Origin of the sequence: Burkholderia sp. LA-2-3-30-S1-D2 (assembly GCF_001523915.2) — a bacterium.
Lineage (GTDB): Bacteria > Pseudomonadota > Gammaproteobacteria > Burkholderiales > Burkholderiaceae > Burkholderia > Burkholderia diffusa.
In genome coordinates this window covers 858,156-883,087 of record NZ_CP013384.1, presented here as the reverse complement: position 1 = coordinate 883,087, position 24,932 = coordinate 858,156, and the positions used below count along the sequence as shown (strand labels likewise).

19 protein-coding genes are annotated in these 24,932 nt (G+C 59.6%); 4 read left to right on the top strand and 15 right to left on the bottom strand.

Annotation, left to right across the window (positions count from 1 at the left end; all coding sequences use genetic code 11):
* Positions 1-148: 148 nt before the first annotated feature.
* Positions 149-1,363, top strand: a complete 1,215-nt coding sequence (locus WS66_RS16725) for a tyrosine-type recombinase/integrase (RefSeq protein ID WP_059603861.1) — start codon at positions 149-151, stop codon at positions 1,361-1,363.
* 608 nt (positions 1,364-1,971) lie between these two features.
* Here the strand turns inward: WS66_RS16725 and WS66_RS16720 are convergent.
* The 11 genes from WS66_RS16720 to WS66_RS16665 form a co-directional block, all read right to left on the bottom strand.
* Complete coding sequence (locus WS66_RS16720) at positions 1,972-4,833, bottom strand: DUF927 domain-containing protein (protein WP_059603864.1); 2,862 nt, start codon at positions 4,831-4,833, stop codon at positions 1,972-1,974.
* A gap of 127 nt (positions 4,834-4,960) precedes the next feature.
* A complete protein-coding gene (locus tag WS66_RS16715) occupies positions 4,961-5,287 on the bottom strand; it encodes a hypothetical protein (RefSeq protein WP_059603868.1) in 327 nt (108 codons plus the stop codon).
* Between the two features lie 10 nt (positions 5,288-5,297).
* Positions 5,298-5,645 (bottom strand): hypothetical protein, encoded by a 348-nt coding sequence (locus tag WS66_RS16710; protein ID WP_059603871.1) that lies wholly within the window; start codon positions 5,643-5,645, stop codon positions 5,298-5,300.
* Complete coding sequence (locus WS66_RS16705) at positions 5,638-5,850, bottom strand: hypothetical protein (protein ID WP_059603875.1); 213 nt, start codon at positions 5,848-5,850, stop codon at positions 5,638-5,640. Before WS66_RS16705 ends, WS66_RS16710 begins: the two co-directional genes overlap by 8 nt.
* The gene (locus WS66_RS16700) at positions 5,843-6,145 is read right to left on the bottom strand and encodes a hypothetical protein (RefSeq protein WP_059603878.1); all 303 of its coding nucleotides are present in this window, start codon (positions 6,143-6,145) and stop codon (positions 5,843-5,845) included. Before WS66_RS16700 ends, WS66_RS16705 begins: the two co-directional genes overlap by 8 nt.
* Positions 6,138-6,314, bottom strand: a complete 177-nt coding sequence (locus WS66_RS34090) for a hypothetical protein (protein WP_017432173.1) — start codon at positions 6,312-6,314, stop codon at positions 6,138-6,140. The genes WS66_RS16700 and WS66_RS34090 overlap by 8 nt, the downstream gene beginning before the upstream one ends.
* A 327-nt stretch (positions 6,315-6,641) precedes the next feature.
* Complete coding sequence (locus tag WS66_RS16685; RefSeq protein ID WP_059603881.1) at positions 6,642-7,166, bottom strand: hypothetical protein; 525 nt, start codon at positions 7,164-7,166, stop codon at positions 6,642-6,644.
* Entirely contained in the window at positions 7,163-7,474 is a 312-nt protein-coding gene (locus WS66_RS34425) for a helix-turn-helix transcriptional regulator (protein WP_236872971.1), read from the bottom strand. Before WS66_RS34425 ends, WS66_RS16685 begins: the two co-directional genes overlap by 4 nt.
* A 517-nt stretch (positions 7,475-7,991) precedes the next feature.
* Positions 7,992-8,909 (bottom strand): hypothetical protein, encoded by a 918-nt coding sequence (locus WS66_RS16675; protein ID WP_159086555.1) that lies wholly within the window; start codon positions 8,907-8,909, stop codon positions 7,992-7,994.
* 208 nt (positions 8,910-9,117) lie between these two features.
* A complete protein-coding gene (locus WS66_RS16670) occupies positions 9,118-9,684 on the bottom strand; it encodes a hypothetical protein (RefSeq protein WP_059603887.1) in 567 nt (188 codons plus the stop codon).
* Positions 9,684-10,715 (bottom strand): PIN domain-containing protein, encoded by a 1,032-nt coding sequence (locus WS66_RS16665; protein ID WP_059603890.1) that lies wholly within the window; start codon positions 10,713-10,715, stop codon positions 9,684-9,686. Before WS66_RS16665 ends, WS66_RS16670 begins: the two co-directional genes overlap by 1 nt.
* 397 nt (positions 10,716-11,112) lie before the next feature.
* Here WS66_RS16665 and WS66_RS33705 point away from each other — a divergent pair, with 397 nt between their 5' ends.
* On the top strand, positions 11,113-12,630 hold the full coding sequence (locus WS66_RS33705) for a HEPN domain-containing protein (RefSeq protein ID WP_159086554.1): 1,518 nt from the start codon (positions 11,113-11,115) through the stop codon (positions 12,628-12,630).
* 372 nt (positions 12,631-13,002) lie between these two features.
* Here WS66_RS33705 and WS66_RS16655 read toward each other — a convergent pair whose 3' ends face one another.
* Positions 13,003-14,448: an IS1182 family transposase gene (locus WS66_RS16655; protein WP_059603897.1), complete on the bottom strand. Its 1,446-nt coding sequence runs from the start codon at positions 14,446-14,448 to the stop codon at positions 13,003-13,005.
* A gap of 267 nt (positions 14,449-14,715) precedes the next feature.
* On the opposite strand from WS66_RS16655, the gene WS66_RS16650 reads away from it, so the two are divergent.
* On the top strand, positions 14,716-15,291 hold the full coding sequence (locus tag WS66_RS16650) for a recombinase family protein (protein ID WP_059603900.1): 576 nt from the start codon (positions 14,716-14,718) through the stop codon (positions 15,289-15,291).
* A gap of 271 nt (positions 15,292-15,562) precedes the next feature.
* Here WS66_RS16650 and WS66_RS16645 read toward each other — a convergent pair whose 3' ends face one another.
* Positions 15,563-20,740: a phosphorylase family protein gene (locus tag WS66_RS16645; RefSeq protein WP_082728980.1), complete on the bottom strand. Its 5,178-nt coding sequence runs from the start codon at positions 20,738-20,740 to the stop codon at positions 15,563-15,565.
* Between the two features lie 1,715 nt (positions 20,741-22,455).
* On the opposite strand from WS66_RS16645, the gene WS66_RS34085 reads away from it, so the two are divergent.
* Positions 22,456-22,626 (top strand): hypothetical protein, encoded by a 171-nt coding sequence (locus WS66_RS34085; RefSeq protein ID WP_179955272.1) that lies wholly within the window; start codon positions 22,456-22,458, stop codon positions 22,624-22,626.
* Between the two features lie 250 nt (positions 22,627-22,876).
* Here WS66_RS34085 and WS66_RS16635 read toward each other — a convergent pair whose 3' ends face one another.
* On the bottom strand, positions 22,877-23,806 hold the full coding sequence (locus WS66_RS16635) for a LysR family transcriptional regulator (RefSeq protein ID WP_059603910.1): 930 nt from the start codon (positions 23,804-23,806) through the stop codon (positions 22,877-22,879).
* Between the two features lie 179 nt (positions 23,807-23,985).
* Positions 23,986-24,759 carry an SDR family oxidoreductase gene (locus tag WS66_RS16630; RefSeq protein WP_059603913.1) on the bottom strand — a complete coding sequence of 258 codons (774 nt, stop codon included), beginning with the start codon at positions 24,757-24,759 and terminating at the stop codon, positions 23,986-23,988.
* Between the last annotated feature and the right edge of the window lie 173 nt (positions 24,760-24,932).

The following is a 24,932-nucleotide window of genomic DNA, read 5'->3' as shown; positions in this document are numbered from 1 at the left end:
GAAGTCCCAAAACCCGCGACAGCACAAGGCTTCGCGGGTTTTTTCATTCCGGCAAAGTGCCGTGTCGTGCGTAGACAGCCGGGGGCAAGCGGGGGCAACATTGGGGGCAACACACCCGAAATTGCCTTACCCGTCAGGAGTTGCCCCCGTGCCATTAACCGATACAGCCATCCGGAACGCCAAGCCTGCCGACAAGCCCGTGCGCCTGTTCGACGGAGGCGGCCTCTATCTAGAAATCGCCCCGAGCGGGGGCAAGTGGTGGCGCCTCAAATACCGGTTTGGGGGCAAGGAAAAGCGCTACTCGCTCGGCGTCTACCCGGACGTTACATTGGCGACCGCACGGAAGAAGCGCGACGAAGCCCGTGAAAAGCTCGCTGCCGGCATCGATCCGGGTGAAGCGAAGAAGGCCGAAAAGAGAGCCAGCCTGCTCGCGGCCGCCCATTCGTTTGAGGTTGTCGCTCGCGGCTGGATGGACGAGCGCAAGACGACTGTAGAGCCAGCGCAGCATGACAAGACGCTCGCCCGCATGGAGAACGATGTTTTCCCATGGCTCGGCAAGCGCCCTATCGCTGAAATCGACGCTCCGGAGATACTGGTCGTGCTGAAGCGCGTAGACGGGCGTGGAGCCAGATTTACCGCCCATCGCATCCGCAGCGAGATTAGCCGGGTATTCCGCTACGGCATCAAAGAGGGGCACTGCAAGGCCGATCCGGCCCGCGATCTGGTAGATGCAATCCCGCCCGCGCAGACAACACACTTTGCCTCAATCACTGAGCCGGAGAAAGTGGGCGAGATGCTTCGCGCGTTCGACGGCTTCACAGGCACGTTCCCGGTTCTCTGCGCGCTCAAGCTAGCCCCCATGCTGTTCGTTAGGCCGGGCGAGTTGCGGAAGGCAGAATGGGCGCAATTCGACCTCGACAAAGGCGAATGGCGCTATTTCGTCAACAAAACGAAAACGGATCACCTTGTTCCGCTGGCCGCGCAGGCTGTCACGATTTTGCGCGAGCTTCACGCCCTGACTGGCGAAGGCGTCTACGTGTTCCCCGGTGCTCGCGACCGAAATCGGCCGATGAGCGAGGCCGCTATCAATGCAGCCCTTCGTCGGCTCGGCTACGACACTCGCACCGAGATTACCGGTCACGGCTTCCGGGCAATGGCACGGACGATCCTGCATGAAGAGTTGGAGGAAAAGCCCGAAGTGATCGAGCACCAACTAGCGCATACGGTCCCTGACAGCCTTGGGCGGGCGTACAACCGAACAAAGTTCATCAAGGCACGACGTTCGATGATGCAACAGTGGGCGGACTACCTCGACAAGCTCAAAGCCGGGGCGGAAATCATCCCGATCGCGGCGGCAAGATAGACCCATGCTGCGACGTGTATGACCCCCTTGCCGCGCACCTCCCACCGATTTTTCAGAGTTGGCACTGCACTACGGGCTCCCTGCATTTCCGTATGAATATGACCCCCCTTGGCGTGTCGGGGATAGAGAAAAGACACGGGTGTGAGCCCCCGCATATTGACTCCGCTACAGGGTCCCTTGCTCGCCCTCGACACTTGCGGCCAACGTAACAATGCCCGATTGGTGTGCATCGCGGACACCCCCCTCGAAAACACGGTTTCGACGCCCTTCGAATCCCGGAGAGCCGCGCCCCGTATAGCTTCGCGGTCGACGCAGACGGTCGACGCCTGTCCGCTCAGTGCAAAACGAGTTGGAGATTTGGAGATAAACGCCTGAATCGGTCGCAAAGCCTTATGGGGTAAGGCTCCGCGTGTCTCCAAACGATTTGGAGAACGCTGGAGATACTGGAGATAAACCGGGCTGGATTGTTACGGCTACGGCAAGATTCGCGGCAGCCGCCCGCCCGGTTCCATCTGGAGCGGATCGCTCAAAGTAACTTTGACGCACGGGCAAAAAATGCCGCGCAAAGGAATGCCCGCCACCGCCCTCCCGGACGGCGGCGGCGTCTTTCACAGTTCAAGCGTGAAGATGGACGGTAGCACGCGGTAGACCATGAATTTCCCGTGGCCGGGGATGTACTCCTGCCGGTACGGATAGCCGTCACTACGCGGCATCAGCACACCCCGCTTCATCAGTGCCTTGGCGACGATCTTGTGATCGAAGCCGGCGCACACGTCCTTGCGGAACACGGCCGCTTCGATCAGGTACTCCGTCTCGACGCTTTCGGCATCGTCGGCGCTCATCTTGCCGCCGAACTCGGCGTAATACTCGCGATCGGAGGCGATGGGCGTGCGGCGCTCGTCGCGCTTCACATGCTGCTTGAAGCCCGCTCGATGCGGCACGTTCGGCCGATGGTCGTCCTGCGCACGGTTCATCCACACGAAACGGTTGTCGCCGTGTGCGGCGAGGAAATGCTGTACCTGCCGCACAGCTTCGGCCTCGTCTGAATTGCCCGTGCCGCCGCGCAGTTCGAGCCAGCCCTCGAAGCAGCGACGCGCGGCCTCGACCGCTTCGCCTTGCGGCCAGCCGGTCAGCCCGTGCGCCGTCGCCAGCTCGCCGGCCACCGCAACGAGGCAGAACCGCTTAGCGACGCGCGCGACCTGCGAATGCGAACCGTCCGGCACCCATTGCCCGACCAGCTCATCGACGCGCATGCGCAGATGCTCGGCCAGCTCGCCGGCCTGAGACGACGCCCACTCGATGAACGCGGGGCCTGCCGTGCCGTAGTGCATGCCGGCGTGCCGTTCTAGGTGCTCGATCAGCGCGGCCGGCGTCGGGAAGCCGTGCAGCTTCTCGACGACGCCCATTTCGCCGACCTCGGCCGGGATCGCGGGCAAGCGCACCTCGATACCGCCTTTCATGGGCTTGTTGCCCTCGGCCATCAGCGCGGACACGCTCTTTTCGCCGTTCGACAGGAACAGCAGCCGCCACGTGAGAACCGGCTTTGCCGAGCCGCTACGCGACGCGCGGGCCTTGCCCGACTCGTTCGCAAGCATGTAGATCACATCGCCGACCAAGCGCGGCTCGACCTGTCCGATTTCATCGAGGATCAGCAGCGCGTCGCTATGCTGCGTGGCGACGGCTTCGAGTGCGTTGTCGGTCGCCTTCCAACTCCGCACGTAGTCCGGCGAGCCGAACACGGACGCGGCGATGACGCCGCCCGTCGACTTGCCCTTGGACGTCGTGCCGAGCAGGTGAAAGCCGCCCGACTGAAGCCCGGAGAAGTGCAGCAACGGACCAGCGAAGGCGGTAGCGACGCAGAACAGCAGCCGGCTATTGCCTACGCAGTAGGCCGCGACCTCGCGTCGCCAGTCCTCCAGCGTGCCGCGCTCCTTGAACTGGCTCTGGATCGGCGTATCGGCCTGATAGATCAGCGCCTCTTTACCGGTGCCAATCACGCGATCGGGCAGCACGAACGCGCCGTGATGCCAGCCGACGCGCGGCACGCAGCGCACGCGCTCGTCCGGCTGCGCCATCTGGACATAGTTGGCGATCTGCGTGCGGGCGATCTGCGTCACGCCGAGCTTCACGCCCATATCGAGCAGCATGCGCCGCAGCTCCGTACCGTCGCCGGCAAAGAGGCCGGCCGGCACCGCCCATCGTTTCAGGATGCCGTCGCGATCGGTGAATTCGAGCAGGTAGCCCCACTCGCTGTTCATCTCGTTTCGCGTCTCCGCAATCACGTCTATCCGCGTGCTGACCCAATGCGGCGGCAGCGGATCGCCCTGATTGTTGAAGCCGTGAAACCACACGCCCTTGTCGTCGACGACGAACCGCGACTTGCCGTCCTGCGCACGGGCCGTTTTCGGGCGCTTGGCGGGCTTCGCGGCGGGCAGTGCTGCCTTCGCCTTGCCGGCATCCGCCGAGCCGGCCGGCGCGAGCGCAGCACGCACGGCGGCGGCCACCGCATCCAGGCCGAGGTGCGCAGCCAGGTCGTTGAAGTCGGTCCCGGCCGCTGGGCGGTTCGGACCGAAGTCGGGCACGGCGACGATGCCGGCGACGGCCTCGGCCGCCGCGCGGGCCTTTGTCACGCCCGGATTGCCCTTCGTCGTGTGGTCGTCATCCGCACACACGACGATGCGGGCGTCCGGATACTGGCCGCGTAGCGCCGTCGCCACGGCGTGCAGGTTGCCGGCGTCGAACGCGACGGCGGCCGGATAGCCGGTCGCGGCCGCGAGCGTCGCGCACGTGGCGTAACCCTCGCCAATCAGTAGCGTGGACGGCGCGGAAGACAGCGGACCGCCGATCAACGAGAAGCAGCCCGCCTTGCGGCCGTTCGGCAGATAGCGTTTCTGGCCGTCCGTCAGGACGAACTCCAGCGTCCACAGCTTGCCGTCCGCGTCGCGCGCCGGGATGACGAGGGCGCCGTCGCATGCGGCCGTACCGATGCACAAGCCGCCGCGATAGACGCGCAGCGCGTCGACCGGGATGCGCTTGCGAACGAGATACGGGTGATCGGCCGGCGCAGGCTCGGCCGCCGACCAGATGGATTCAGCGAGCGCCGACGCGGTTTGCTGCTTCTCGGTCAGTTCGGCCAGCTCGGCCGCTTCACGGGCCGCGCGCTCGGCTTTCTGCCGCTCGCGCTCCGCTGGATCGACCGGCTTGGCTCGATGCGCACGCGGATCGAAGCCGCCAAGCTTGGCGAGGTGAAACAGCGTGTTGATGGTGATCTTGCCGCCCTTGAACGACTTCCACACATCGCGCGCGTCCTTGCCGTTGTAGTTCTGCGCGCCTTGGCTCCATTCGTTCCAGAGAGCGAAGCCCTCCTCGTCAAACTCGGCCTTGAGCGCCATCCCCACCTGACTCCACGTATCGCGGTCGTCGGGCGGAACATAGCCGAGCGCGACTCTCGCCCGCTCGAATTCGGACATGGGTGCGTTACTCATAGGTTCCCACTTGACGCGCGTCGGTCGGCTTCCGATTAGTAGTCCATATCGGGCAAGCAGCTACCCGACGCGCGAAGAATTGAATGATGCGACGATGCCTAGCGGCGGAGCGTTAGCCGGCCGCGCGAGGCACCGACAGAACCGCACCGCCGGCCGTGACGTCGTTGCTGTAGACGTAGCGGCCGAGCCGCGACTCGCCGAGTGCGTCGTTCGCCGCCTCCAGCGCCGCGCCGATCGACGGCAGGGATGCGCGGAACAGGCTCAGCACAAGCCAGTAGTCGTCATCCGACATGGCCTTGTCGGTCGCCCAATGCAGGCTGTCCAGCAGCTCCATCGCATCGCTGATCCGCGTGCCGATGCGGTTGCGGTCAGGCCGGTTCACCTCGGCCACGAAGTGCGACGCGAGCGGTTGCACGGCGTTCTTGTTCGTCTTTGCCATGGCCGCTCCGTCAGTGCGTCGTGCGCGGTTCGCGCGTGACGAGGCCGAGCGCCGCGAACAGGTGCTGTTGCACGCGCCCCATCAGGCCGGCCGCGAACGCTTGGCGGCTGATCGTCACGCGGTGCGCGTCGACGTCGCCCGCGTCCTGCATGGCGGCTTCGATACCGCGTGCGAACGCAGCGGCCTGATGTGCCGCGTAGTCGTGCAGACGCACGTCGCCCTTCAGATCGAGCCATGCGTCGGCGCAGATCGCGCCAAGGTCGACGGCGAATTGCAGCTCGATCGGAGCGCCGGTATCGAGCGGCGGCGCATTGTCGAATCCGTCGACAACCGCGGTTCGGATGCGTTGATCAATCATGGCACACCTCCGGCTGCGCAGCGCGGCGCATTTCGGCCGAATACCGGCTCGCGACGCTTTGCCCCATGTCGACAAGCGCTCGCTCGTAGGTGCCCTCCGCAAGATGCGAACGGACAGCATCGAACAGCGCTTCGAGGTGGGCGAACTGATGGGCCGCACACATGGCGATCATTGTGACTTCGTTCGGCAGGCGGAATTCAGACATGGCGCACCTCCAGAATCGACGCGAGGAGTTGCCCGACATCGATCGGGCAATCCAGCTTCGCTTCGCCGCGAATCGGCGTGAGGTTCCAGTCGTGGACGGCTGCATGCGTGAACTCGCCGAATCGGCGGTCGTAGACGCTGCGCCCCGTGACAGGGCCGCCCAAGATCCGCACGCGCCAATCGTGATCGGGCGTCGGACGAGCCGATGCCACCTCAACAAGCATGCCGATGCGTGAACGTGCATCGCATTGCGTGACGATCGCCAGATCGCCAATCTTGCAGCGCAGCTCAGCCATGACGCACCTCCGCACGGACAAGCGCTGCGATTGCGGCAAGTGCCGCGCCGGTCGCGTCGAGCGCGTCTTGATACGTGCTGGCGGTTGCTGCGTCGCGCAGTGCTGCGCGGACGATGGATTGAATGAGGTGGGATTGCTGCCCGGTACGGGCGTGCGTGGACTGGCGCATTGAATGCGACCTCCTTGGACGGGTTGACGAACCCGGCCCCATCGCCAAATGGGGTGGCCGGGCACAAGGCAGGGTTGGCGAACCGGCGTCCAAGGGAACCGGCGTGCGCGAACGCACCCCCACCAAGGCCCGACCATAGAAGGCGCAAGGTGTACGGACGTAAAAAAACCGCGCGAAGGCGGTTGTCCGCCTTGGAGCATCTCCGGTCGCCAAACCGGGTCACTGTTGTCTCAGCGACGCGCACAGAATACCGCGCGATGCTGGCCGGCGCAAATCGCGACGCCCCTCGCCGTGTATTGCCTAGTGCAAAGCGACTTTGGGGGAGCATCAGGCGGTCTCCCCCTTGAGCACGGCAGTCGCCAGCTTTAGCTGTTCGATATCCAGTCGCGAGCTGCCCTGCGCCAGTGATTGGCCGAGCGCGACGCCCCGCAGCAGGGCGCTAGCTTCCAAGCGGCGCGTCCCGTCCGTGCACTGCGCATCGATGTCGTTGTAAAGCGCACGATAGGCTTTCCGCAGCTGTCGGTACTGTCGACGACGATAGTTCGCCGAATCCTGTTCAGCAGCGGCGATCGCCTGGACGAACTTCTCGCAGGCGGTGCCAAGTTGCTTTGTCGTCAGACGCGGGGCTTCGAGCGCGAGCGTCGAGGCAAGCGTGACGGCGATCGCTACGAGCTTCCCGGCGTCGTCGCCACGGTTCCAGAAGCAGCCCTCGATGTCATCGAGGATTCCTGCGAGCTTGCGGAGTCGGGCGTCGCGGCAACGCACGAACGCGGCGTCGCGGGCCGTGACGGCCGCGCCCATCGCCCGACCATACGGGCCGCCGCGATCGATCATAAGGGAGGGCGCGCTCATGCCTGCCCCCGTGTGGACTGACGGGATTCGAGCCACTGCTGGACGTCGGTCGCGCGCCAGCCGACGCTCCTGGCCCCTAACTGGACCGGTGCTGGAAACTTGCCTTCGCGAATCCAGCGATACAGCGTTGTTTTCTTGACGCCGACGCAATCCAGCACACCAATAAGTCGAAGAATCTTAAGAGCCATTTTCTGTTCAGAAATGGCCTGTTCCGCAAGAAGGAGGAAAGCGGCGGCAATAAACCGCGCCGTACTATCAAAGTACGGGCGCAATGAAGCTTGCGAAAGACGCACAAAGTAACTTTGCAAAGTTACTTTGCACGGCGCGCCGCGCGCGGTATCATTCGTCCTAACAAGAGCTATGCGTTTCCTAGGCGCGGTGGCTCTTGTCGTTCCTCCAGTTATGGAACAGGCAGCCAAGCCAAAAAATCGCCGGTGGGATGTGTTGGTAGCACACCCCCGGCACCCTCTCGTCAGCGCGACGAAATATGCTCAACGATTGAGCATTCCCCGCCTTTTTCCTTGCATCGCCCACAGATTCCTAGAGCCGTGTTCGATTAGGTGCCAACAAGTACCGCAATTATATCGAAAGGTCTGCCCCCATAAAAGACTTGTCTCGGATTATCTAAGGCCGCAATACGTGGCGTCACTGTTCGGCTACTTCCAGCCGATTACCACCACGCTAGCGCAGACATTCAAACGTCGGCACCACATTGGAAGCTATCCGCGAAAGCGTGATCGAATTCATTCGCCTAGTGGCGCAAGGCCAGTCGCGCCGCTTCCATCTTAGCTCCGTATTTGTCGGATCGATGGGACTTGATAAGGCCTATCCTGCAACCTCCCGTTTTTGTGCTGCGCTGCGATAGGCGTGGGACAAGCGAAGCGTTGCCTGGTCCTGAATAATGAAACAGGCGTCTTCAATACCGACCAACCTGACAACGTTGATAGCTCGCCAGTTTTGCGATGGCGAGACGCTGTGCGGGAAGAATTCATAGAAACGACGGCGAACGTCCACTTCCAAGTTGCGCAGTTCTGCGTGCAACGCCCAATACCATCCATAGATCTCAATCGGCACGCCGGTCGCCGTGACACCGACCGTGGGTAGAACGGTGCGGCCATTAACCTGAATGGCGAAATTTGCATGATTTGATCGAAGGTTTTTGACTTGCTGCGGCGTGAATGCCTCGCCAGTGATTGACTGCGTCGAGAAGTGAAGTTCGGGCCAGTTCCGGTCCACCACCTCTAACAATCGTGGATTGTCAAAGAGGTCTGGTTCGTGATGGGAAACAATGTCTATTAAATAGGCCGTCTTTTCCTTGATGCGCAGTAACAATAGCTCGGACGAGCCTCGATTGCGGGCGACAAAGCCGCGCTTGTCGAGCGTATCAATGGTGTTGAGGTGCAAATGGTGAATACCCCAAGTCAACAGAAGCATGTCCTGAAATTCAGCACGAACCGCTGACGTTGAAAGATAAGGACGGACGCTTTGACCGTTCCGCAGTCGCGACACTATTTCGCCAAGAGCCTTGCTGTGCGTCCTGTACTTCGGATTCTGTCGAATCTCGTCCGAAAGACGCACTTCGTAAAGCACTGGTGGAATAATACGTTCCGCGCGCGTGTACAGAGCGGCGAATCGGTCCAACGCAGTTTCGCGCGGCTTCGGCTTATACCCTATGCCGGCTAGAAGCTGAATGGCTCGTGAGTCCGCGTCAGCGACGAAATCCATCGCTACAAGTAATGGCATGCGGGGTCCATTCCAGTGGGAGTCACAGGATTGTAACCGCCTAGCTAGCGCTTTCATTCCGACCCGCTACACCGATCACCCGGGTGGGTTGTTTTGTTGTTGTCATCGGAGCGCAGCAGCGGTTCGATCCGTTCTCCTCGTAGCATCCACCCTCGCAGCACCCACGCGCGCCGCTTTTGGCGCATTCAGGCGCGCACCGCCTACACCGTCACGGTTCGAATTTCATCGTCGCCTGCGCAGCCGCGCCGGCCACGTTGAGCAACTGCGCGCGATAGTCCGCAGCGTATGCTTTCATGTCCCCAGGGTATCGGGTGTTCGGATGATCGGTCGCCCACGTTGGGTACAGGAAGTTGCCGTAGTAGTAATACGAGGCCTCGAGCGCGGAATCGAAGGAGGGATAATGCGTCGGCTGGGCATCGAGGTCGTGATGTGCAGCCAGTTGATCCCGATAGTCCTTCATCGCCGAGTGATACTCCTCCCACTCCGTGGCACTCTTCCCTACCGCTGCAAGCAGGCCATCACGAAACTCGCCATGCCGATCGTCGGGCACGAGCTTGGTCCAATGTGTGTCATCTGATCGATTGCCGAAGATCTTGCACCACTCGATCAGGCCATAGTCGAGCGACGCGCCTTGCATTACTCGCCAAAGATCCACATGCGTATTGGGTAGCAACTCGTAGAGCACCCGTTGGAGTAGAACAAGCCGGACGGATGACCAGACGATCTGAATGTGCATTTCAACTGGATGCGGTTTCTGCATAATCGCCTCCCTCATCAGGTATCCAGCATGTCCCACTCGTCGCCGAGAATCCATCGGAGTGCGGACAACTTGCCGTTGATCATTCCCCACTCAAAGTCGGTCCACGGGCCGAGGTTTTCTATGCCAACCTCATCTTCGGTTCGCTTGGCTGCGGCGAGCGCGCCGGCCCACACGCTATCCAGTATCTGGTCTGGGCGGTAGGGGCTTCTGCTGTACTGTTCCTCGGGCACAACCTTGACCTTTCCTTCTTCAATTTCGACGCGGCTGTTCCAGCGCCGGTTGTACCAGACCTGACGGAACAGCAGACGCTCGGCGTCGAGGATTTCAGATAGCCGTCGAGCGTCCTGCGAATAGTTAAACTCGAAGTCGTGGTCGCCAAGCATATCCGGGCTGTAGTCCTTCAGGAACTCGGCCATCGACGTCCAGTAGGCAGATCGCGGTGCTTCGAACAGGTGCGCAAGGTCCAAGTGCGGTCGCCGGAAGTCGCCTTCCGGGTCGCTGAAATCCTTGGTGTTGTGAGTGACAAATGCAGACGGCGTTTCGGCAGTCGCCGTCGAAGCTACTTCGGTATAGATCTCCACAAGGATGGCGTCACCAACGCTATTTTTCGATCGATGGTAGGGAGCCTGCTTCGCGAGTGCGCGTTCGGTGACACGCTGTTTCACAGCGTCACTGGTAGCGAGAGCTGGTACCCCGTTAAGCAGCGTGTTGATGCGCTCGATCGATTCGCCAACCGCATCACCATCGACCCAAATCCGGTGATCGACCTCGTTTAGTCCAGCGAGCAGATCAGCTTTGCGAGCATCCTCACCGAAGCGATTGACTGCTTGCCTGACCATCCGGAAGTGGGATTGGAGCCCGCGCCTCGCATCCTCGATGATGCGGCCCTTGTTACGGTCGAACTCGTCTAGTACCTGCTGTGGGACGACTAGTTCGACCTCCCCGCTGTTGACTAGATCTTCAAGCGCGCCAATGACGGGCTGCTCACGAAAGTCTTTCGCGAGGTCCAGCCAAACGCAAGTGTCAACGAAAAGCCGGATTGCCATGCCGTTTCCCTGTAGTGAGAATTCGAGAATTCTAAGGGACGTCCAGCGTCATGTAGACGCGCCTGCGTCGAAATCTCCGTGCTGGTTGCCCGAGTTTACCAGCGGGCCGCACGGGACCGCTGAAGTTCACCGTTCGGCCAGTTGCCGGAGAACACGACCGGCAGCTGCCGGCCGAGGCTGTGTAAAAACGTGTACCGCGGCCGGCCAACCGAGAAGGCGACCCGCCAGAATGCTCGGCACCGGTTTCGTGGCGCTTCGGAAGGGATAAAGCGACACCCGAAAACCGAGGAATTTCGCGTTTTGACACACCCTCGGCCACAATCGGCCGCTCGACAACCACATGTGAATCAGCAACAATCGATTCCAGTTATCTACAATCGAATTTTGATATTCCCATATGCAAACACATGAACAATACAACGGTGTTTTCCTTTCAAGCGACGGTCAATTCACCGGGCTCCTGAATATTTCAGGGGCGGAGAGCATCCTTAAAATCGTAGGGAAAAAAAGCTTTTTTGGACACCCTGGAACCGAATGCGCCGACATTCACGGCCTTCTAAATGATGGGAAAAAAGTATCGCTTTTGGATTGTGTGCTTCATGGCAAAACACAGTACCGCTCCGATGAAAATACACAATTCGAAGACATTTTTTTCCCAAACTATGTCGTCGTCGGGGAACAGTTTATTCGTTCTGGTGAACCGGCCATCAAGGCGATTCGATATCATTTCGAGAATGTCAGTTGCCTCCTAAGCCAACATGAGACCTTTCAGTCATTAATGCCAGATGCGAATGAAGTGCATCGAATTCTGGAGGCGGACCACAATCGACAAGAAAAGATCGCTGAAGAGTATGGTTGGCCGAAGCGCCCCTTCAAACCTCAAATCGGCGAGCATCCACACCTGCTGTATTTTAGCGGCTTATGGGAAATCATGGCTTGTGAGTCGAAGATAGGGAAAGTCTCATTGACGAACCGTACTTCCCACAACATTGGAAGTGCGAGGGGGATCGGCATTAGCAACCAGGTCACCGCTAATATTGAATTCTCGGAACCCAAGACGCTGAGCGCCGCAATTCGTAGTCTTTACACTCTACACGGTTTGTTTGAACTGAGTCTTGGACAGCGCCAGCGCTATCATTGGATTGAATTGGAGCTGATTCATCGCTCAAAGGCGTCCGATCACGATATACCTCAGATCGCAAGGCTCTACTGGAGCCTGTGTAACGAACGCGTTGAGAGCGACTCAAAAATGAGGCTGGGCGATGTTCTATTGGCCGCGGATCGACGCCCCGAAGAATTCGCCAAGGTAGTGACAGGCTGGATGAATAGTTCTGAGGCCATGGGGGATCCAAGGGAACGGTTTGCGACCGCATTCTTCGGAAGCTATGACATCAACCGCATAGTCGGCGCTGCTAACATGTTTGATTTGCTACCCGAGAGTCATGCACCTAAAGTGAAGGAAGCTGATGCGGTACTGAAGGAGGCGACAATGCAATGCCGCAATATATTCAAAGACCTACCGGATAGTTTTTCCAAACAGTCAGTACTCTCTGCGTTGGGCCGCATTGGTAAGGCCAGTCTGCGCGACAAGGTATATCATCGTGCCGACAAAGTGATCGCGGCAGCTGCCGGCAAGTTCCCGGAATTACATCTGCCATGTAATCATGCTGTTTTGTCACGAAATCACTATGTGCACGGCAGTAAAGGTACATTTGACTACCAAGAGCATTTCACGGAATTCGCGTTTATAACCGACACACTGGAATTCATTTTCGCCGTCTCAGACTTACTTGATCTCGGTTGGGATTTTAAGGGATGGATGGATGAAGGCTTGTCCATGATGCATCCGTTTGGATCCTATGTTGTTAACTATCCGCAAAACATTAGCCGTTTGAAATCTCTCGTTGGCAAGTAAATCTTATAACGACTTTATTCGAATGGCGCACACAAGATAATCTGTGACGCAATAGTCACGCCATCTTAGAGCCGCCCTCCAGTTGGGGTCATGCCTGCATGGTCGAATAGACAATCAGTTAAGCTTTTGCAACGAATAGAAGGTGAGAGAAAAAGGAAGCGCTGCTTCGACTTTTATGTTCAAGAACGGCTGCTTTCGGGGAACCCGTAGGTCTGCTCCGGGTCGAGGCTGTGTGGAAACCCGTAACTCAGCGTCGGCGGGCGCAGATCCCGTGCCGCATTTTCGCAGCCTTCAGGTGAACGAGGAATGTCGCCATAGCTTCAGTGCCGAGTTGCTGTCGTCCCTCGGCATGTAAGCGCACCCTGGAGTGCTTCACGCACCCACCAGCCGCATCGCCTTCATGGTTTTCGAGAACCCGAGTATCGCTATGACGCGTTTGAGGTTGTATGCCAGCACATGCAAACTCATTTCGGTGCTCACGTTGGCAAACCGGCGAGTCAGAAAGTGCGTGTAGCCCATCCAGTGTTTGAACGTCCCGAACACATGCTCAACTGTCCGCCTTCGCACCGTCATCGCATTCGGCATTCGGTCCAGTCTTCGCTGCGCAGCTTCCAGCACTGATTCGTGCTCCCAGCGCGTGATCCGCCGGTAATTGCTTGGCGTGCATTGTGGTTTTATGGCGCAGCCGATACAGGCGCTACTCCAGTAACGACGAAGATACATGCCATGTTCCAGACCAGTAAAGCGGTAGATCGCACGTTGCCCGGCCGGGCATAGATATTCGTCATCCCGGGCAATATAAATAAAGTCGGCCCGATCGAAGCGACCATCAGCCTTCGCGCTGGATGTCGTGACCTTGGGCAGAATGGCGGCAATGCCTGCGTCCTCGCAAGCCTTTATCTGTGGGCCACTGTAATACCCTCGATCAGCGATAGCCTTCAATTTGGTTCTACCCATGGCATCCCGAGCAGCTTGCGCCATTTGACTTAGCTGCGCGCGGTCACTACCCGCGTTCGTAACTTCATGCGCAACGATAAGATGGTGCTTGGCATCTACGGCGATCTGCACGTTGTAGCCGACCATCCCAGAACCACGGCCACTGGTCGCCATGGAACGTGCATCAGGATCCGTCAGCGAGATCTGTCCGTCGGGCAGCGTCTTCAACTCCTCTTTGATCTGCTCAAGGTGACGCATTTGCCCCTGCAATTGCGCAATCTTCTCTTTGAGTCGAGTCGTTTTGGCTTCCACCTCGGGCGGCTGCGTTCGATCGGCCGTTTCTAATGCGCTCAGGTAACGGTGGATGCTTTCCTCGATCTGCTGCTGCCGCTTATCGATCTTGCCCGTCGTAAAGTTTCGGTCGCGTGTATTGGAGGCCTTGAACTTACTTCCATCGATGGCGACAATGGTCTGGGAGAACAGCTTGAGATCGCGGCACAACACGACAAACCGACTACAGACGTTGCGAATACCTGCGCCGTTGTTGCGTCGAAAGTCAGCTATCGTTTTGAAGTCTGGCACCAGGCGGCCAGTCAGCCACATCAACTCGATATTGCGCTGACATTCGCGCTCCAGGCGTCGGCTTGATTGAATCCGGTTTAGGTAGCCGTAGATGTATATTTTCAGCAGCACTGCCGGATGGTAGGAGGGGCGGCCTGTCGCCGAAGGCGTAACACTGGTGAATCCAAGTGTGTGCAGATCAAGCTCTTCGACAAAGGCCTCGACGATCCTGACCGGGTTATCCTCGGCAACGAAATCGTCCAGGCATTCGGGCAATAGCGCTACCTGCTTGCGGTCATCGCCTTCAACGAATCGCTTCATGGGCAACCTATCCTGAATGCGTTGATTCAGTCTAGGCGATCAACGCGTTTTCACACAGCCTCGGTCGGTTGTTGTCGTTCGAATTTTGGCACCTTCCTGTCTGTCCCAGCGACCGAGCAGAAGGCAATCGGCCTCCCATCAAATGCGCCTGTCCAAAACCGATCCCTTTCGGACAGGGAGTTTTAATCTGTCCGAAAATAAGGGTTGAAGTGTTTTGGACAGTAGCTTATATTCGAACATCCATTTCGTACGGATTGAGTGCCCGATATGTCCCGAACCTTTGCCTACGCCCGCGTCAGTACGTCGGACCAGACCACCACGAACCAGTTACGAGAGATCGTGGCGGCCGGCTTCTCGGTCGACAAGCGCCGCGTTGTGTCGGAAAGCATTTCGGGGAGCGTAAGCGCCAGTCAGCGGCCGGGGTTTGCGCAGTTGCTCGTCAAGATGGAAGAAGGCGACGTGTTGATCGTGACGAAGCTCGACCGGCTCGGCCGCAATGCGATGGACGTACGGGCCACGGTCGAGGGATTGGCCGAACGCGGTATCCGGGTTCATTGTCTCGCCCTGGGCGGCGTCGATCTTACGAGCGCGGCCGGCCGGATGACGATGCAGGTGTTGAACGCGGTGGCCGAGTTCGAGCGGGATCTGTTGATTGAGCGCACGCACGCTGGTATCGCTCGCGCGAAGGCGGAAGGCAAAGCGATGGGGCGGCCGTCCGCCCTGTCGGACGAGCAGCGGGCGGACGTGCTGCGCGAGTTGGACGCGGGGGCGAGCGTGGCCGCTCTTGCTCGGCGATTCGGTACGAGCCGCCAGACGATCATGCGGGTACGCGACGCAGTCTAAGCGGCGCACGCCGTTCAACTCACGTGTATAAGGCTGGACTAGACCAAACAGGCAGCGTCAGATCGTCTGGCCCAGTTCGGCCACAACCTGCCGTTCAGCAAGCATAGAGACGCGCCCTTGGAGCGGCTGCTTCGCTTCCCGAAGCGGACGACGGGCGGACTACGTCCACAATTCGGCTAAAGCGCTCATTCGCACAGCGACCTGAGATCGCGGGAACGGCTGCTTTGGGGAAGGCTGAACCGCGTGTTGCGAGTAGCCGAGCAACGGGGCACTAGGATGTTCCTCGACGTTGACCAAGAGGTCTGTGTTTCCGCACAAGTCGCCGCCGTGCCGCTGCCTGACGCGAGCCGAAACGCCCATCAATTTCGGCTAGAGTCTCCCGTGCGCCATATGCATCGATTTCGACCATCGCTTCGAAGAGCACGACTCCGGACTGACGCGAGGAACCACCAAGCCGATGAAGTGTAATTGCGAGGTCGGCAAGTTGCGGAGCGGCCGTGGCCGTTCCAGTTCGCATGTCGGCAAGTTCGCTTCTCCAAGCATCCACGAGCTTCTGAGCGATGATGGCGATAAGCCCCGCCTCATTCGGGAGTAATGCTTGGAGACGCTCCACCACGAAGTGAGAGGGTGCAGCCGACATATCCACGCTGGGGTCTGCTAAGGCACGTAGCAATTCGAGAGTTGACGGTTCGGCCGCAAGTTCGTCGATCACCCGAAAGATATCCATCACCGCAGCCACTACGCCTTTACTTGCCCCCCTTAGCAAGTTGACTAAGATTTGACACGCACGTGACCGTAACCGCTCTTCAGACCACATATTGACAGCGGCGTACGCCAGGCCGATCCTCGTTTCGTCAGAACCGGAGGCGATGATCTCATCCCGCGCTTGTGCCCAGCCATCCTTCGCGCTCACGGTGGCGACCAAGCCAACAAGTTCACCGTACGCCCGTTGCAAGAACGCTCGGTTCGAGGTTCTCCAACCGCTGATGAGGCCAAACACAAGCTGGTCGTCCCAACGTTGAGCATGGGCGAGAAAGACTACCGCTTCATGGGTTGTTAGGATCTCAGGGAAGCGATCAAAAAGCTTGCGAAGAAAATTCGACACGACCTGAGGCGTCGAACCACCGGCATTGGCAAACCTATAGAGGAGGGCCTTCCAAACGTCCGGATTGCGTTCACGCGAAACGTGATTGTCGAGGATCGCGAAATAACGATCTCGACCGGCCTCCTTCCTCTTTAGAAGGACCGACGCAAGCGCTGAGAGTACATTGAAGTTACCGCCTGGAAGGGCCGAGGCGCCGCCAAGTCCCCAAAGGATACTTCCTCCTTTAAGCTCATCCTCCTTCAATTTCGAGGGAACTTCTGTTTTCTCGTCCTCGGTCGCTTCATCTAGCGTGGCAGGAGTTCGGCCAAGCCATTCGACTAGGATATCGACTACCTCGTCGCTGACGTCGGACCTGCTCGCAATCTTTTCGATTGAACGCGCTGCCGAAGCCACAAATTCGTCAGCCTTAAATCCACGAGCATGCAGATCGAGGAGAGCCCCGATTACACAATCGTCGTTCAGCGCATCCTCAGCGATCGCATCAAGCGCATAACCGGCGGCACGCTCTTGCTGCCGCGGGGCGAATTGTTCCATGAGACGAATCGCTCGCTCGGGATCAGTTCGAGCAAATTCAGCGAACGCGCGGGACAATTGGATATTGCCGCCCCGCAGCCAATGCGAGGGATGACTCCAGTCCGAGCTGTCTGGAATCTCGCGAAAGATTTTGAGGATGTCGCGATCTTTGGCCTTGGACATCGAAGCGGCATCCATGGGCGATCCAATAAACCCGCCCTCAACATTGCCCACCGAGCGGTCAAAGCGATCTCCCAGCGCGCGCTGTTCGGTACGCACCAATTCTTGGTTCTCAGGCGCGAGGCGTTCGACGCCTACGGCTTGAAGAAGGTCCTTTTTGGTTGCTCGAACCACATCTCCGAATAGCTTGCGCTGCTCAGGTTCTTGTAGGTGATCTGGTACTTGGGGACGGTAGCCGAGCACTACCGCCTCAAAGCGCCTGACGTCCTCGTCCGACCAATGCGGTGCAGAGGTTCGCACGAGATCGATCGTGGTACGCCGAAGGCCGTGGCGATCGCCTAACTGAAAACGACGCTGATCGAAAAAAAGCCATTCGAGAGCCTTGGACGCCAACCGATCCGCGGCGACTTCGTATCCGCCAGCGATTAGCTGTTGGACAGCGAGCATCTCAAGACCCGAGTTCTCCTCTGCCCACTTCAAAAATTCTTCCGGCGACTTCTCTGCCAAATCCTCGATGGCGATTTGAAGGGCGCTCATCACCGGCTTTTCCCGAGACGTTGTTCGAGCCTCGGAAGGGGACGTTTCAAGCTCGAGCACATATCTTCCAGGGAACACATACCCGCCGTCATTGCCCCCGCTGTGGGCGAGAATTTCCGAAAAGACTGCGATGTACCAAGGCCAAAGATACTGGAGGAACGCACTCGGAGCAGCTTCTGCGAGCGATGGGAGATCGTTCCACTCCATAGCGTCGAGCAAGCCCTCAAAATCCTTCGTGCGACGATGGCCAACATACCACGCGAGCTGCTCGCCCTGCGTGCCATCCGAAGGAAACAGCGGTGGCTCTGGCTTGCCTTTTGCCTCTGCAAGAACAAAATCGAGCTTAGTTCGAACCAAGCGCAATGCGACGTCAGGCTGCTCCACTGCAAGAGTTACCGCAATATGGTTCACGTGCCATATCGCGATAGGGCTACGCTTGAGAACAGTCGTCGCAATCGCCTCCACTGCATCGGTCCAAAAAGCGCATCCGCTTACGGCCATCCACGAATAGCTGTCTCGGTCCGGATGAGGTAGCCAACCCTCCTGGATGAGCCGAGCGACGCGTTCGCCATCGGTCTTCCAATTTAGCGCGAGTATCCGACACGCTTGATCCGCTTCGATGTCCGGACCTGACATTGCGTTTCGAATGGCCGTCGACGCAAAATGAGCAAACCATCCTGAACTACTTCCAATCGCTTTGAGCCCAAACATCCGGAGCTCGCGCGAATTCAACACCTCGGCCAAACATGTTTTCTCGAATTCAAGCGGCTGCCCTACTTGACCAAGAAATTCGATCAGAAGGAGGCGGAGATGCCGCCGAAGGTCGTTCGTCTTCCAAATCTCAAGAAACTCGCGCTCATAGGAGCTGACCTCCGCCTCGCGGAGATAATTCAGGGCAGACCAGACCTTTGCTCGGACGAACAACGAGTCTTGGCGTTCCAAAACGTACTTCGAGAGCAGCCCCGCATCCCTGACGAAGGTCCTGGCAAGGACGTAATCGAAGACCGTCTGGTGGCTAAAAGCAACGCTGAGATTGTTTTCCGACCGAACAACGAACCCTAGTGCTTCTAAACGCCTGAGGGCATTCAAACGGTCGTCGAAACGCGAGGCCGCGAGCCAGAGAGCTTCCTCCTCTGCCATCTGTCCGGCGAGGTCTGACGCGAGAGCGACGAGGCTCTCACTATCGTCAGCTGACGAAATCCGGTCCTGCCAGAGCTGCTCGAGCATCGCCTGGTAAGTGCCGAATGGCTCAGTTCGCCCGGAACTCACAAGGGCGATGAAAGTCTTTAACGCCTGCGGAATACGGACGACGTCTCGCGCCTTCCCAGGCCAATCGTCAGGATCGATACCAAACTCAGCTAGCTGTTCCTTCACCTGGTGCCAAGGTGGAAGAGCCAGCATCACGGCTTCAGCTTCTATCGCACGTAACCGCACATCGTGGTTGAATTCAAAGGTACGTGCAGAAAGCAGAAGATGAACATTGGGTACGTCACCTATGCGTCGGACCAAGTTGAGTAGGACGTTCAATCGGCCACTTCGGAGGTCCAGTTGGTTTGCAAGTGCGTCCAGTTGGTCAATGACAACATAGACTGGCTGTAGCGCCGCAAGTTGGAGGACGAGATCGCTTGGCGGAGCCGGTAACTGCAGCTCGCGCTGAAGGTCACCTTCGGTTCGGACCTCTGTCGAAAGGAAGTCCGCCTTCATCGCGAACACGGTGCACCCTTGATCTAGTAGATCAGAAGCGATCTTCGAAAGAAGGGCGGACTTACCCGAGCCCGGTTCCCCGAGAAGTACCGTTGAACTTGTGTCAAGCTGAAAGCGAGCTTCGATATTTTCGCGCTCGGGCCTATCCATCCACCGGCCGTTCGGAAGCGTCTTTTCCCACATAAGCAGATCAACGGAAGCGGTAGCCAAGGCTTCCTTGGCTTTCTCCGCTTGGCCGACCAATTCCAACGACACTGCGCCAAGGAGCGTTACGCCGCTTTCCGACGCGGCTTCCCGAAGCTTCGTCAGATTCAGACTTGCGATATCACTCTCGCGGACACTCATCACGAGCCGAACGGACCCGACGTCGATACGGAGCAGTGTAAGCTTGTCGTCTCCAATTGCCTGTTTGAGACGCTCGACGACGCTCTCAACCTTCTCATCGGACCATTCGTCCTTCGAGCCTTCAAAATTGAACACGAACCCAACGCGACGCTCCCCTGCGGACGGAGCCTCAGCGGCCTGCGCGACCACCGAGTTCTTTGTTTCGTTATCCAGCACGGAACCGCCCGACGTCGGCACATTGCTTCGAAACGAAAGAATGCTGAACGCGAACGCCGCCGCATGCGCAGCCGCGATCGGTTGATGCAACTTGTCCTTCGCGTGATCCTTTCCGGCGCACATATCCGAAATGCCGCGGACGATGATAGCCGGCGCGTTCTCATGATGCGCCGCGTTCATTACGCCCCAACCTTCCATCTCGACAGCGCCAGCGTCGTTAAAGTGGGCGCGAAGCCAAGCGTAGCGGGCCGACTTTTCACCAGCAACAACTTCTTCGCCTGAAACGATGCCTTTAATGAAGGCTTCTGGTGGAAAAACACACGGATAATTTGCCTTGTGTGGAAGCTCCATCTTTGCCGGCGCACGGATTAGATCTATCCACTCCCCCCCGTAAATGAGTGCCTGAGCAGCTGTCAGAAGCTCTCGTGCAGGGGGCATTCCGTGGGGCCTGCCTAGCGTTTCCGTGTCGCTTACCTTCGCGGAGTGGCCGTTGTATACGTAGTCGCCAATAACAACACTGCCGATCAGAATATCTTCCTTTAGAGATCCGGCCACGCCTACAAACATGTGTGCGTGGAATCTTCCGAACTCCTGAGATGCTTTGCTCACGACAAGGCCTGCGTCGCTATTCCCTTGGGACGTGATGGCATGGACAACAAGCCAATCCCCGGCGGGATCGGAAAAGCGGCCATATTCGTAGAACGTCCCTTTCTCGCCGATCAATCGTTCCGGTTCAGTAAGGTGAGCTTGCACTGCACGGCTTTCGCAAACGACAGTCGTGAGAATAAGCGCACGCCGAGGATGGGCGCGGAATTCTTCCTTCACGTCGGCTGGAGTACGATAGGCCATATGCTTACGAATTTAATTTACTTGAACGCCGTGTCCCGACTGCCGCCTCTGAACCGGCGCAGGATTTCCCCCGCACGGATTTTCCAGGCAACCACGGTTGGTTCTCGCCAATGTGGCCTTCACGGGACTCTCAAAGTCGACTATGTTAGTCCTTTTTCGTGGCCGATTTGCGATTTCGGCGTTGCTCGACTAGTCCTCGATGGTAGCGGCGCGCAGTATGGGACTATACGCCTGCGCGGCGACGCCATCTTCCATTGATGGCGAAAAACGGCGGTTCAACACGCCTGCGAGTGAGCGATCGTTTAAGCTCGCGGAGCCGATTGCTCTGGGCCAAATTGCCGAAGTTCGCCTCGGCTGAATCGTTGCACCCTAGCAGCCGGCGCGGATGACTGACTCCCTCTGTTAGTTGCCTTTTGATGCTCAACCGCGCGACCGGCGGGTACGGGTCGATCACGGCCCTTGATGGAGTGACGGCGAAGCAATGTCTGACCTGATCTGACGCTGACTGAGAGATCAGGCCTTGACTTACGCAACTCACGACCTACTAGAGCCCTGCTCGCTGGGTGGTGGAGCGAGCAGCTTAAAGGCGCGAGGCGGCGCATGCACGGTTCCAGGTTGGATATCGGTCCGCATTGCCCAAATGGCAGCACTCAAAAGTGCGTCATGCCTCTCGTCGCTTCGCTCAGTGTTGCGGTAGGAGATCTCGCGCTGAAACGCTTGGACAGCATCCAAGACAGTCGGAGATGCGACCAATGTCAAAGCATTCACCGCGTCGGCGTAGCGCTCCTGCGCAGCGGGTGTTGATCGGCTTGAGACAATCGCAGACAGCGCCGCAATGTATTCCTAGTACCGATCTATCTTCACTTGCCGCCAATCGGATGCGTGTTCGCGCTTTTGAGCAAGTGTCGACGTAATTACCACGCCAACCAAGGCGAATAAGCCGGATGCGAACGCGGCAAGCATTGCCGATAGCACTGCGGCGTTTGTCATGGCCAGTCCCCGAAGCACCAATCTTGTCGCGATTATGCCGCTCTTGCTCGTGCCAATCGCCGACGCGACGCGGCGGTTGCAAAGTAACTTTCTAGCATGACGGCGGCCCGGGGGAGATGGGGGCGCGGGGCGTTCTTTGCGCGCAGCGTTCCAGAAGGCGGGGCAACTCTCAACGTCGTCATGCGAACGCCACAGCTCAGCAGCCTGTCTCCAACTTTATCTCCAAGAAATTGTGTACTTTGGAGATAGACTTGGAGATAACCACATCCTTACCAGACAAGGCTTACAGGTCGATACAACCGACTATCTCCAAATCTCCAAATATTTTTGCTTCCGGAGGCACAGCAACGTTCCGCACGGCCGTGCCCTTCGACTGATCGAGCGTACGCCGATACACCTGTTGGAACCGTCTGAACAACCTCGCCCGAACGGCACACGCAGCAGAACGATATGAATTCTGCGGCTGCCAGAAGCGCGGGGGGCAACTCTGGGGGCAACTCAGCAACGCTCCACAAGCAACACCCTTACACCACGTGCCTCACATAGAATTATTTCATTCCGGCCCTGGCACCAGTATTTCGCAGCGTCATGCGCTGCACCTGTCGAAACCCGCGCAAGCTCACCGCTTCGCGGGTTTTTTGTTTTTTCCCGCGCGCATCGCACACTGCAACGCGCGCCCTCCCTCGGCAGTCCAAGTATCAGGACACGCAAGCACGGAGGCCCCCATGTCCACGCGCGTCCTCTTTTCGAGCCGGATTGCCCGAGGCATGCTCGTCGCGCTGCTGTCGATCATGCTGGGCGGATGCGACCTGCTCCGCCAGCCACCCGTGCCCGAATGGCCCGGGCCGCATGCGCCCTACCCGTTCCCGGACAACATTCCCCACCGCACCGAGTGACCGGCTCGACCGACCTCGCCCCCACGCGCGCGCCGCGCGTTCAGCCCTGCTCGCAGAACCGCGGGTCGCGCATGCGGGTCGGCGCGAAGCCGCGCAACGCCGGGCGAGCACGCGGTAGCCGCGCGCGGCCAGCGTTTCGACCACGGCTTCCCAGCCGACCGGGCTGAAGGCGCGCGCCGGCCGCAATACCGCAATACCTGTCGAATGCCGCCGTCGATCGCAGTCGGCGCGGGCGGGCGCGGCGCCCTTTTCAGTCGCCGGTCGCGGTCGCGCCCTTGTCGTTCAACGCATCCGCCATCAACTCCGCGAACCATTCGATGAACGCGTTGAGCCGTCTCGACCGGTGCCGGCGATGCGGATAGACGGCCGACACGTCCATCGGCGCGGCCCGATGGCCGGGCATCACCTCGACCAATGCCCCGCTGTCGAGCAGATGCACGACGTCGAAGCGCGGAATCTGGATCAGCCCCATCCCGGCAATGCAGCTCGCGATATAGGTTTCGGCGTTGTTGACCGTCACGCGGCTCGGCAGCGCCAGTGTGTGGTGGCCGCCGTCCGCGCAGTATTCCCAGCGGAGCTCGCGGCCGGTCGTCGGTGACGCATAGCCGATCGCCCAGTGCCCGTGCGCGAGCGCATCGGGGTGCTCGGGCACGCCGCATTCGCGCAGGTAGTCGGGGCTCGCGCAGTTGATCAGCGCGAACTGCCCGAGCGGCCGCACGACGAGGCTGCTGTCCGCGAGCCGCCCGACCCGGATTGCGCAGTCGACGCCCTCCTGCACGAGATCGATCGAGCGGTCCGTCGAGCCGAGCGACAGTTGCAGCTTCGGGTAGCGGCGAAACAGCGACGGCAGCGCGGGCGCGATCACGCGGCGCGCGATCCGGCTCGGCACATCGACGTTCAGCCGCCCGATCACGTCGCGATCGCGGCGCCGGAACAGCCGGTCGAGCTCGTCGGCTTCCGCGAGCAGGCGTCGGCCGCGCTCCAGCAGCAGCGCGCCGTCGGCTGTCAGCTGCACCTGCCGCGTCGTACGGTGCAACAAGCGCGTGCCGAGCGCGGCCTCGAGCTGCTGGACAGCGGCCGACACCGTTGCGCGCGGCACGTCGAGCGCATGCGCAGCCTTGATGAAGCTGCCCATCTCGGCAACCTGAAGGAAGATTCTGACCTGGTCCAGCTTGTCCATCGGCGGGCGGAAAACGTGGGTTCGGACGACCGTCACCGGCAAGCGCCGCGCGTCGCGGCCGATCCCGGCGACACAGAAAGGACGGGCGCGCGGCCTTGTGCCCGCGCGCCCGCCCATTGTCCATGCAAACGGGCCATTGCGGATCGCCGCGCGCACGCGACGACCGCCGGCACGGCCCGTTACTTGGTCGTATAGCCGCCGTTGATCAGGATCGTCTGGCCGGTGATCCACCAGCCGTCGGTCACGAGATGGCGGATGAACGGCACGACGTCCTCGATATCGGTGAGGCCCGTCTTGCTGAACGGCGACAGCGCAGCCGCCGTCTTGTGATACGCGACCGCATCGGCGCCTTCGGCCGGGTAGAAGAACGGCGTGTCCATCGGGCCCGGCCCGACCGCCGTCACCGAGATGCCGCGCGCGCCGTATTCTTTCGACGCCGCGCGCGTGAAGTGCTCGACGGGTGCCTTCGATCCTTCGTAGGCCGCGTAGAACGGCGTGAAAGCGCCGAGCAGCGACGTCACGAGCGTGACGAGCTTGCCGTGATCCTCGAGATGCCGCCCCGCTTCCTTGATGAAGAAGAATGCGGACTTGCTGTTTACCGCGAACATCTCGTCGTATTCGGCCTCGGAGATTTCGGTGATCGGCTTCTTCAGCACCTTGCCGACGGTATTGATCGCGATGTCGATCTTGCCGAAGCGCTGCTTCGCGTCGCCGAACAGCTTCTCGACCGCGGCGGCCGTCGTCAGGTCGGCCTGGAACGTCGCGGCTTGCGCGCCGGCCGCGCGCACGGCGGCGGCCGTCTCTTCGGCCTGCGCCTGCGACGCCGCGCTGTTGTAGTGAATCGCCACCGCCTTCGCGCCGTGGCCGGCCAGATCCCGGGCGATCAAGCCGCCGAGATTCTTGGCGCCACCGGCGATCAGGACGACCTTGTCTGCGAGCGTGTGAGTAGCCACGGTTGACTCCTTTTTGCGTTGAATGAAGCTAGGAGTGTAGGCACGCGCGACGTGCCGGTCAGCCGGGCACGGCTGGATGGATTATCCAGAAAAACGATCCAATCAGGCATCCGGAATGGTGGGCTGCCCCACCGACAGGGGCGGCGAAATTCGTGCCGACGCCGGCGCGCCGC

What these genes read in the sequence shown, in the direction of transcription:
- WS66_RS16705 (WP_059603875.1), bottom strand. Translation starts at nt 5,850, where the DNA reads ATGTCTGAATTCCGCCTGCCGAACGAAGTCACAATGATCGCCATGTGT.
- WS66_RS16655 (WP_059603897.1), bottom strand. Translation starts at nt 14,448, where the DNA reads ATGAAGCGATTCGTTGAAGGCGATGACCGCAAGCAGGTAGCGCTATTG.
- WS66_RS16635 (WP_059603910.1), bottom strand. Translation starts at nt 23,806, where the DNA reads ATGGACAAGCTGGACCAGGTCAGAATCTTCCTTCAGGTTGCCGAGATG.
- WS66_RS16650 (WP_059603900.1), top strand. Translation starts at nt 14,716, where the DNA reads ATGTCCCGAACCTTTGCCTACGCCCGCGTCAGTACGTCGGACCAGACC.
- WS66_RS16670 (WP_059603887.1), bottom strand. Translation starts at nt 9,684, where the DNA reads ATGAGGGAGGCGATTATGCAGAAACCGCATCCAGTTGAAATGCACATT.
- WS66_RS16710 (WP_059603871.1), bottom strand. Translation starts at nt 5,645, where the DNA reads ATGATTGATCAACGCATCCGAACCGCGGTTGTCGACGGATTCGACAAT.
- WS66_RS16685 (WP_059603881.1), bottom strand. Translation starts at nt 7,166, where the DNA reads ATGAGCGCGCCCTCCCTTATGATCGATCGCGGCGGCCCGTATGGTCGG.
- WS66_RS16665 (WP_059603890.1), bottom strand. Translation starts at nt 10,715, where the DNA reads ATGGCAATCCGGCTTTTCGTTGACACTTGCGTTTGGCTGGACCTCGCG.
- WS66_RS16700 (WP_059603878.1), bottom strand. Translation starts at nt 6,145, where the DNA reads ATGGCTGAGCTGCGCTGCAAGATTGGCGATCTGGCGATCGTCACGCAA.
- WS66_RS16675 (WP_159086555.1), bottom strand. Translation starts at nt 8,909, where the DNA reads ATGCCATTACTTGTAGCGATGGATTTCGTCGCTGACGCGGACTCACGA.
- WS66_RS33705 (WP_159086554.1), top strand. Translation starts at nt 11,113, where the DNA reads ATGCAAACACATGAACAATACAACGGTGTTTTCCTTTCAAGCGACGGT.
- WS66_RS16720 (WP_059603864.1), bottom strand. Translation starts at nt 4,833, where the DNA reads ATGTCCGAATTCGAGCGGGCGAGAGTCGCGCTCGGCTATGTTCCGCCC.
- WS66_RS34085 (WP_179955272.1), top strand. Translation starts at nt 22,456, where the DNA reads ATGTCCACGCGCGTCCTCTTTTCGAGCCGGATTGCCCGAGGCATGCTC.
- WS66_RS16645 (WP_082728980.1), bottom strand. Translation starts at nt 20,740, where the DNA reads ATGGCCTATCGTACTCCAGCCGACGTGAAGGAAGAATTCCGCGCCCAT.
- WS66_RS16715 (WP_059603868.1), bottom strand. Translation starts at nt 5,287, where the DNA reads ATGGCAAAGACGAACAAGAACGCCGTGCAACCGCTCGCGTCGCACTTC.
- WS66_RS34090 (WP_017432173.1), bottom strand. Translation starts at nt 6,314, where the DNA reads ATGCGCCAGTCCACGCACGCCCGTACCGGGCAGCAATCCCACCTCATT.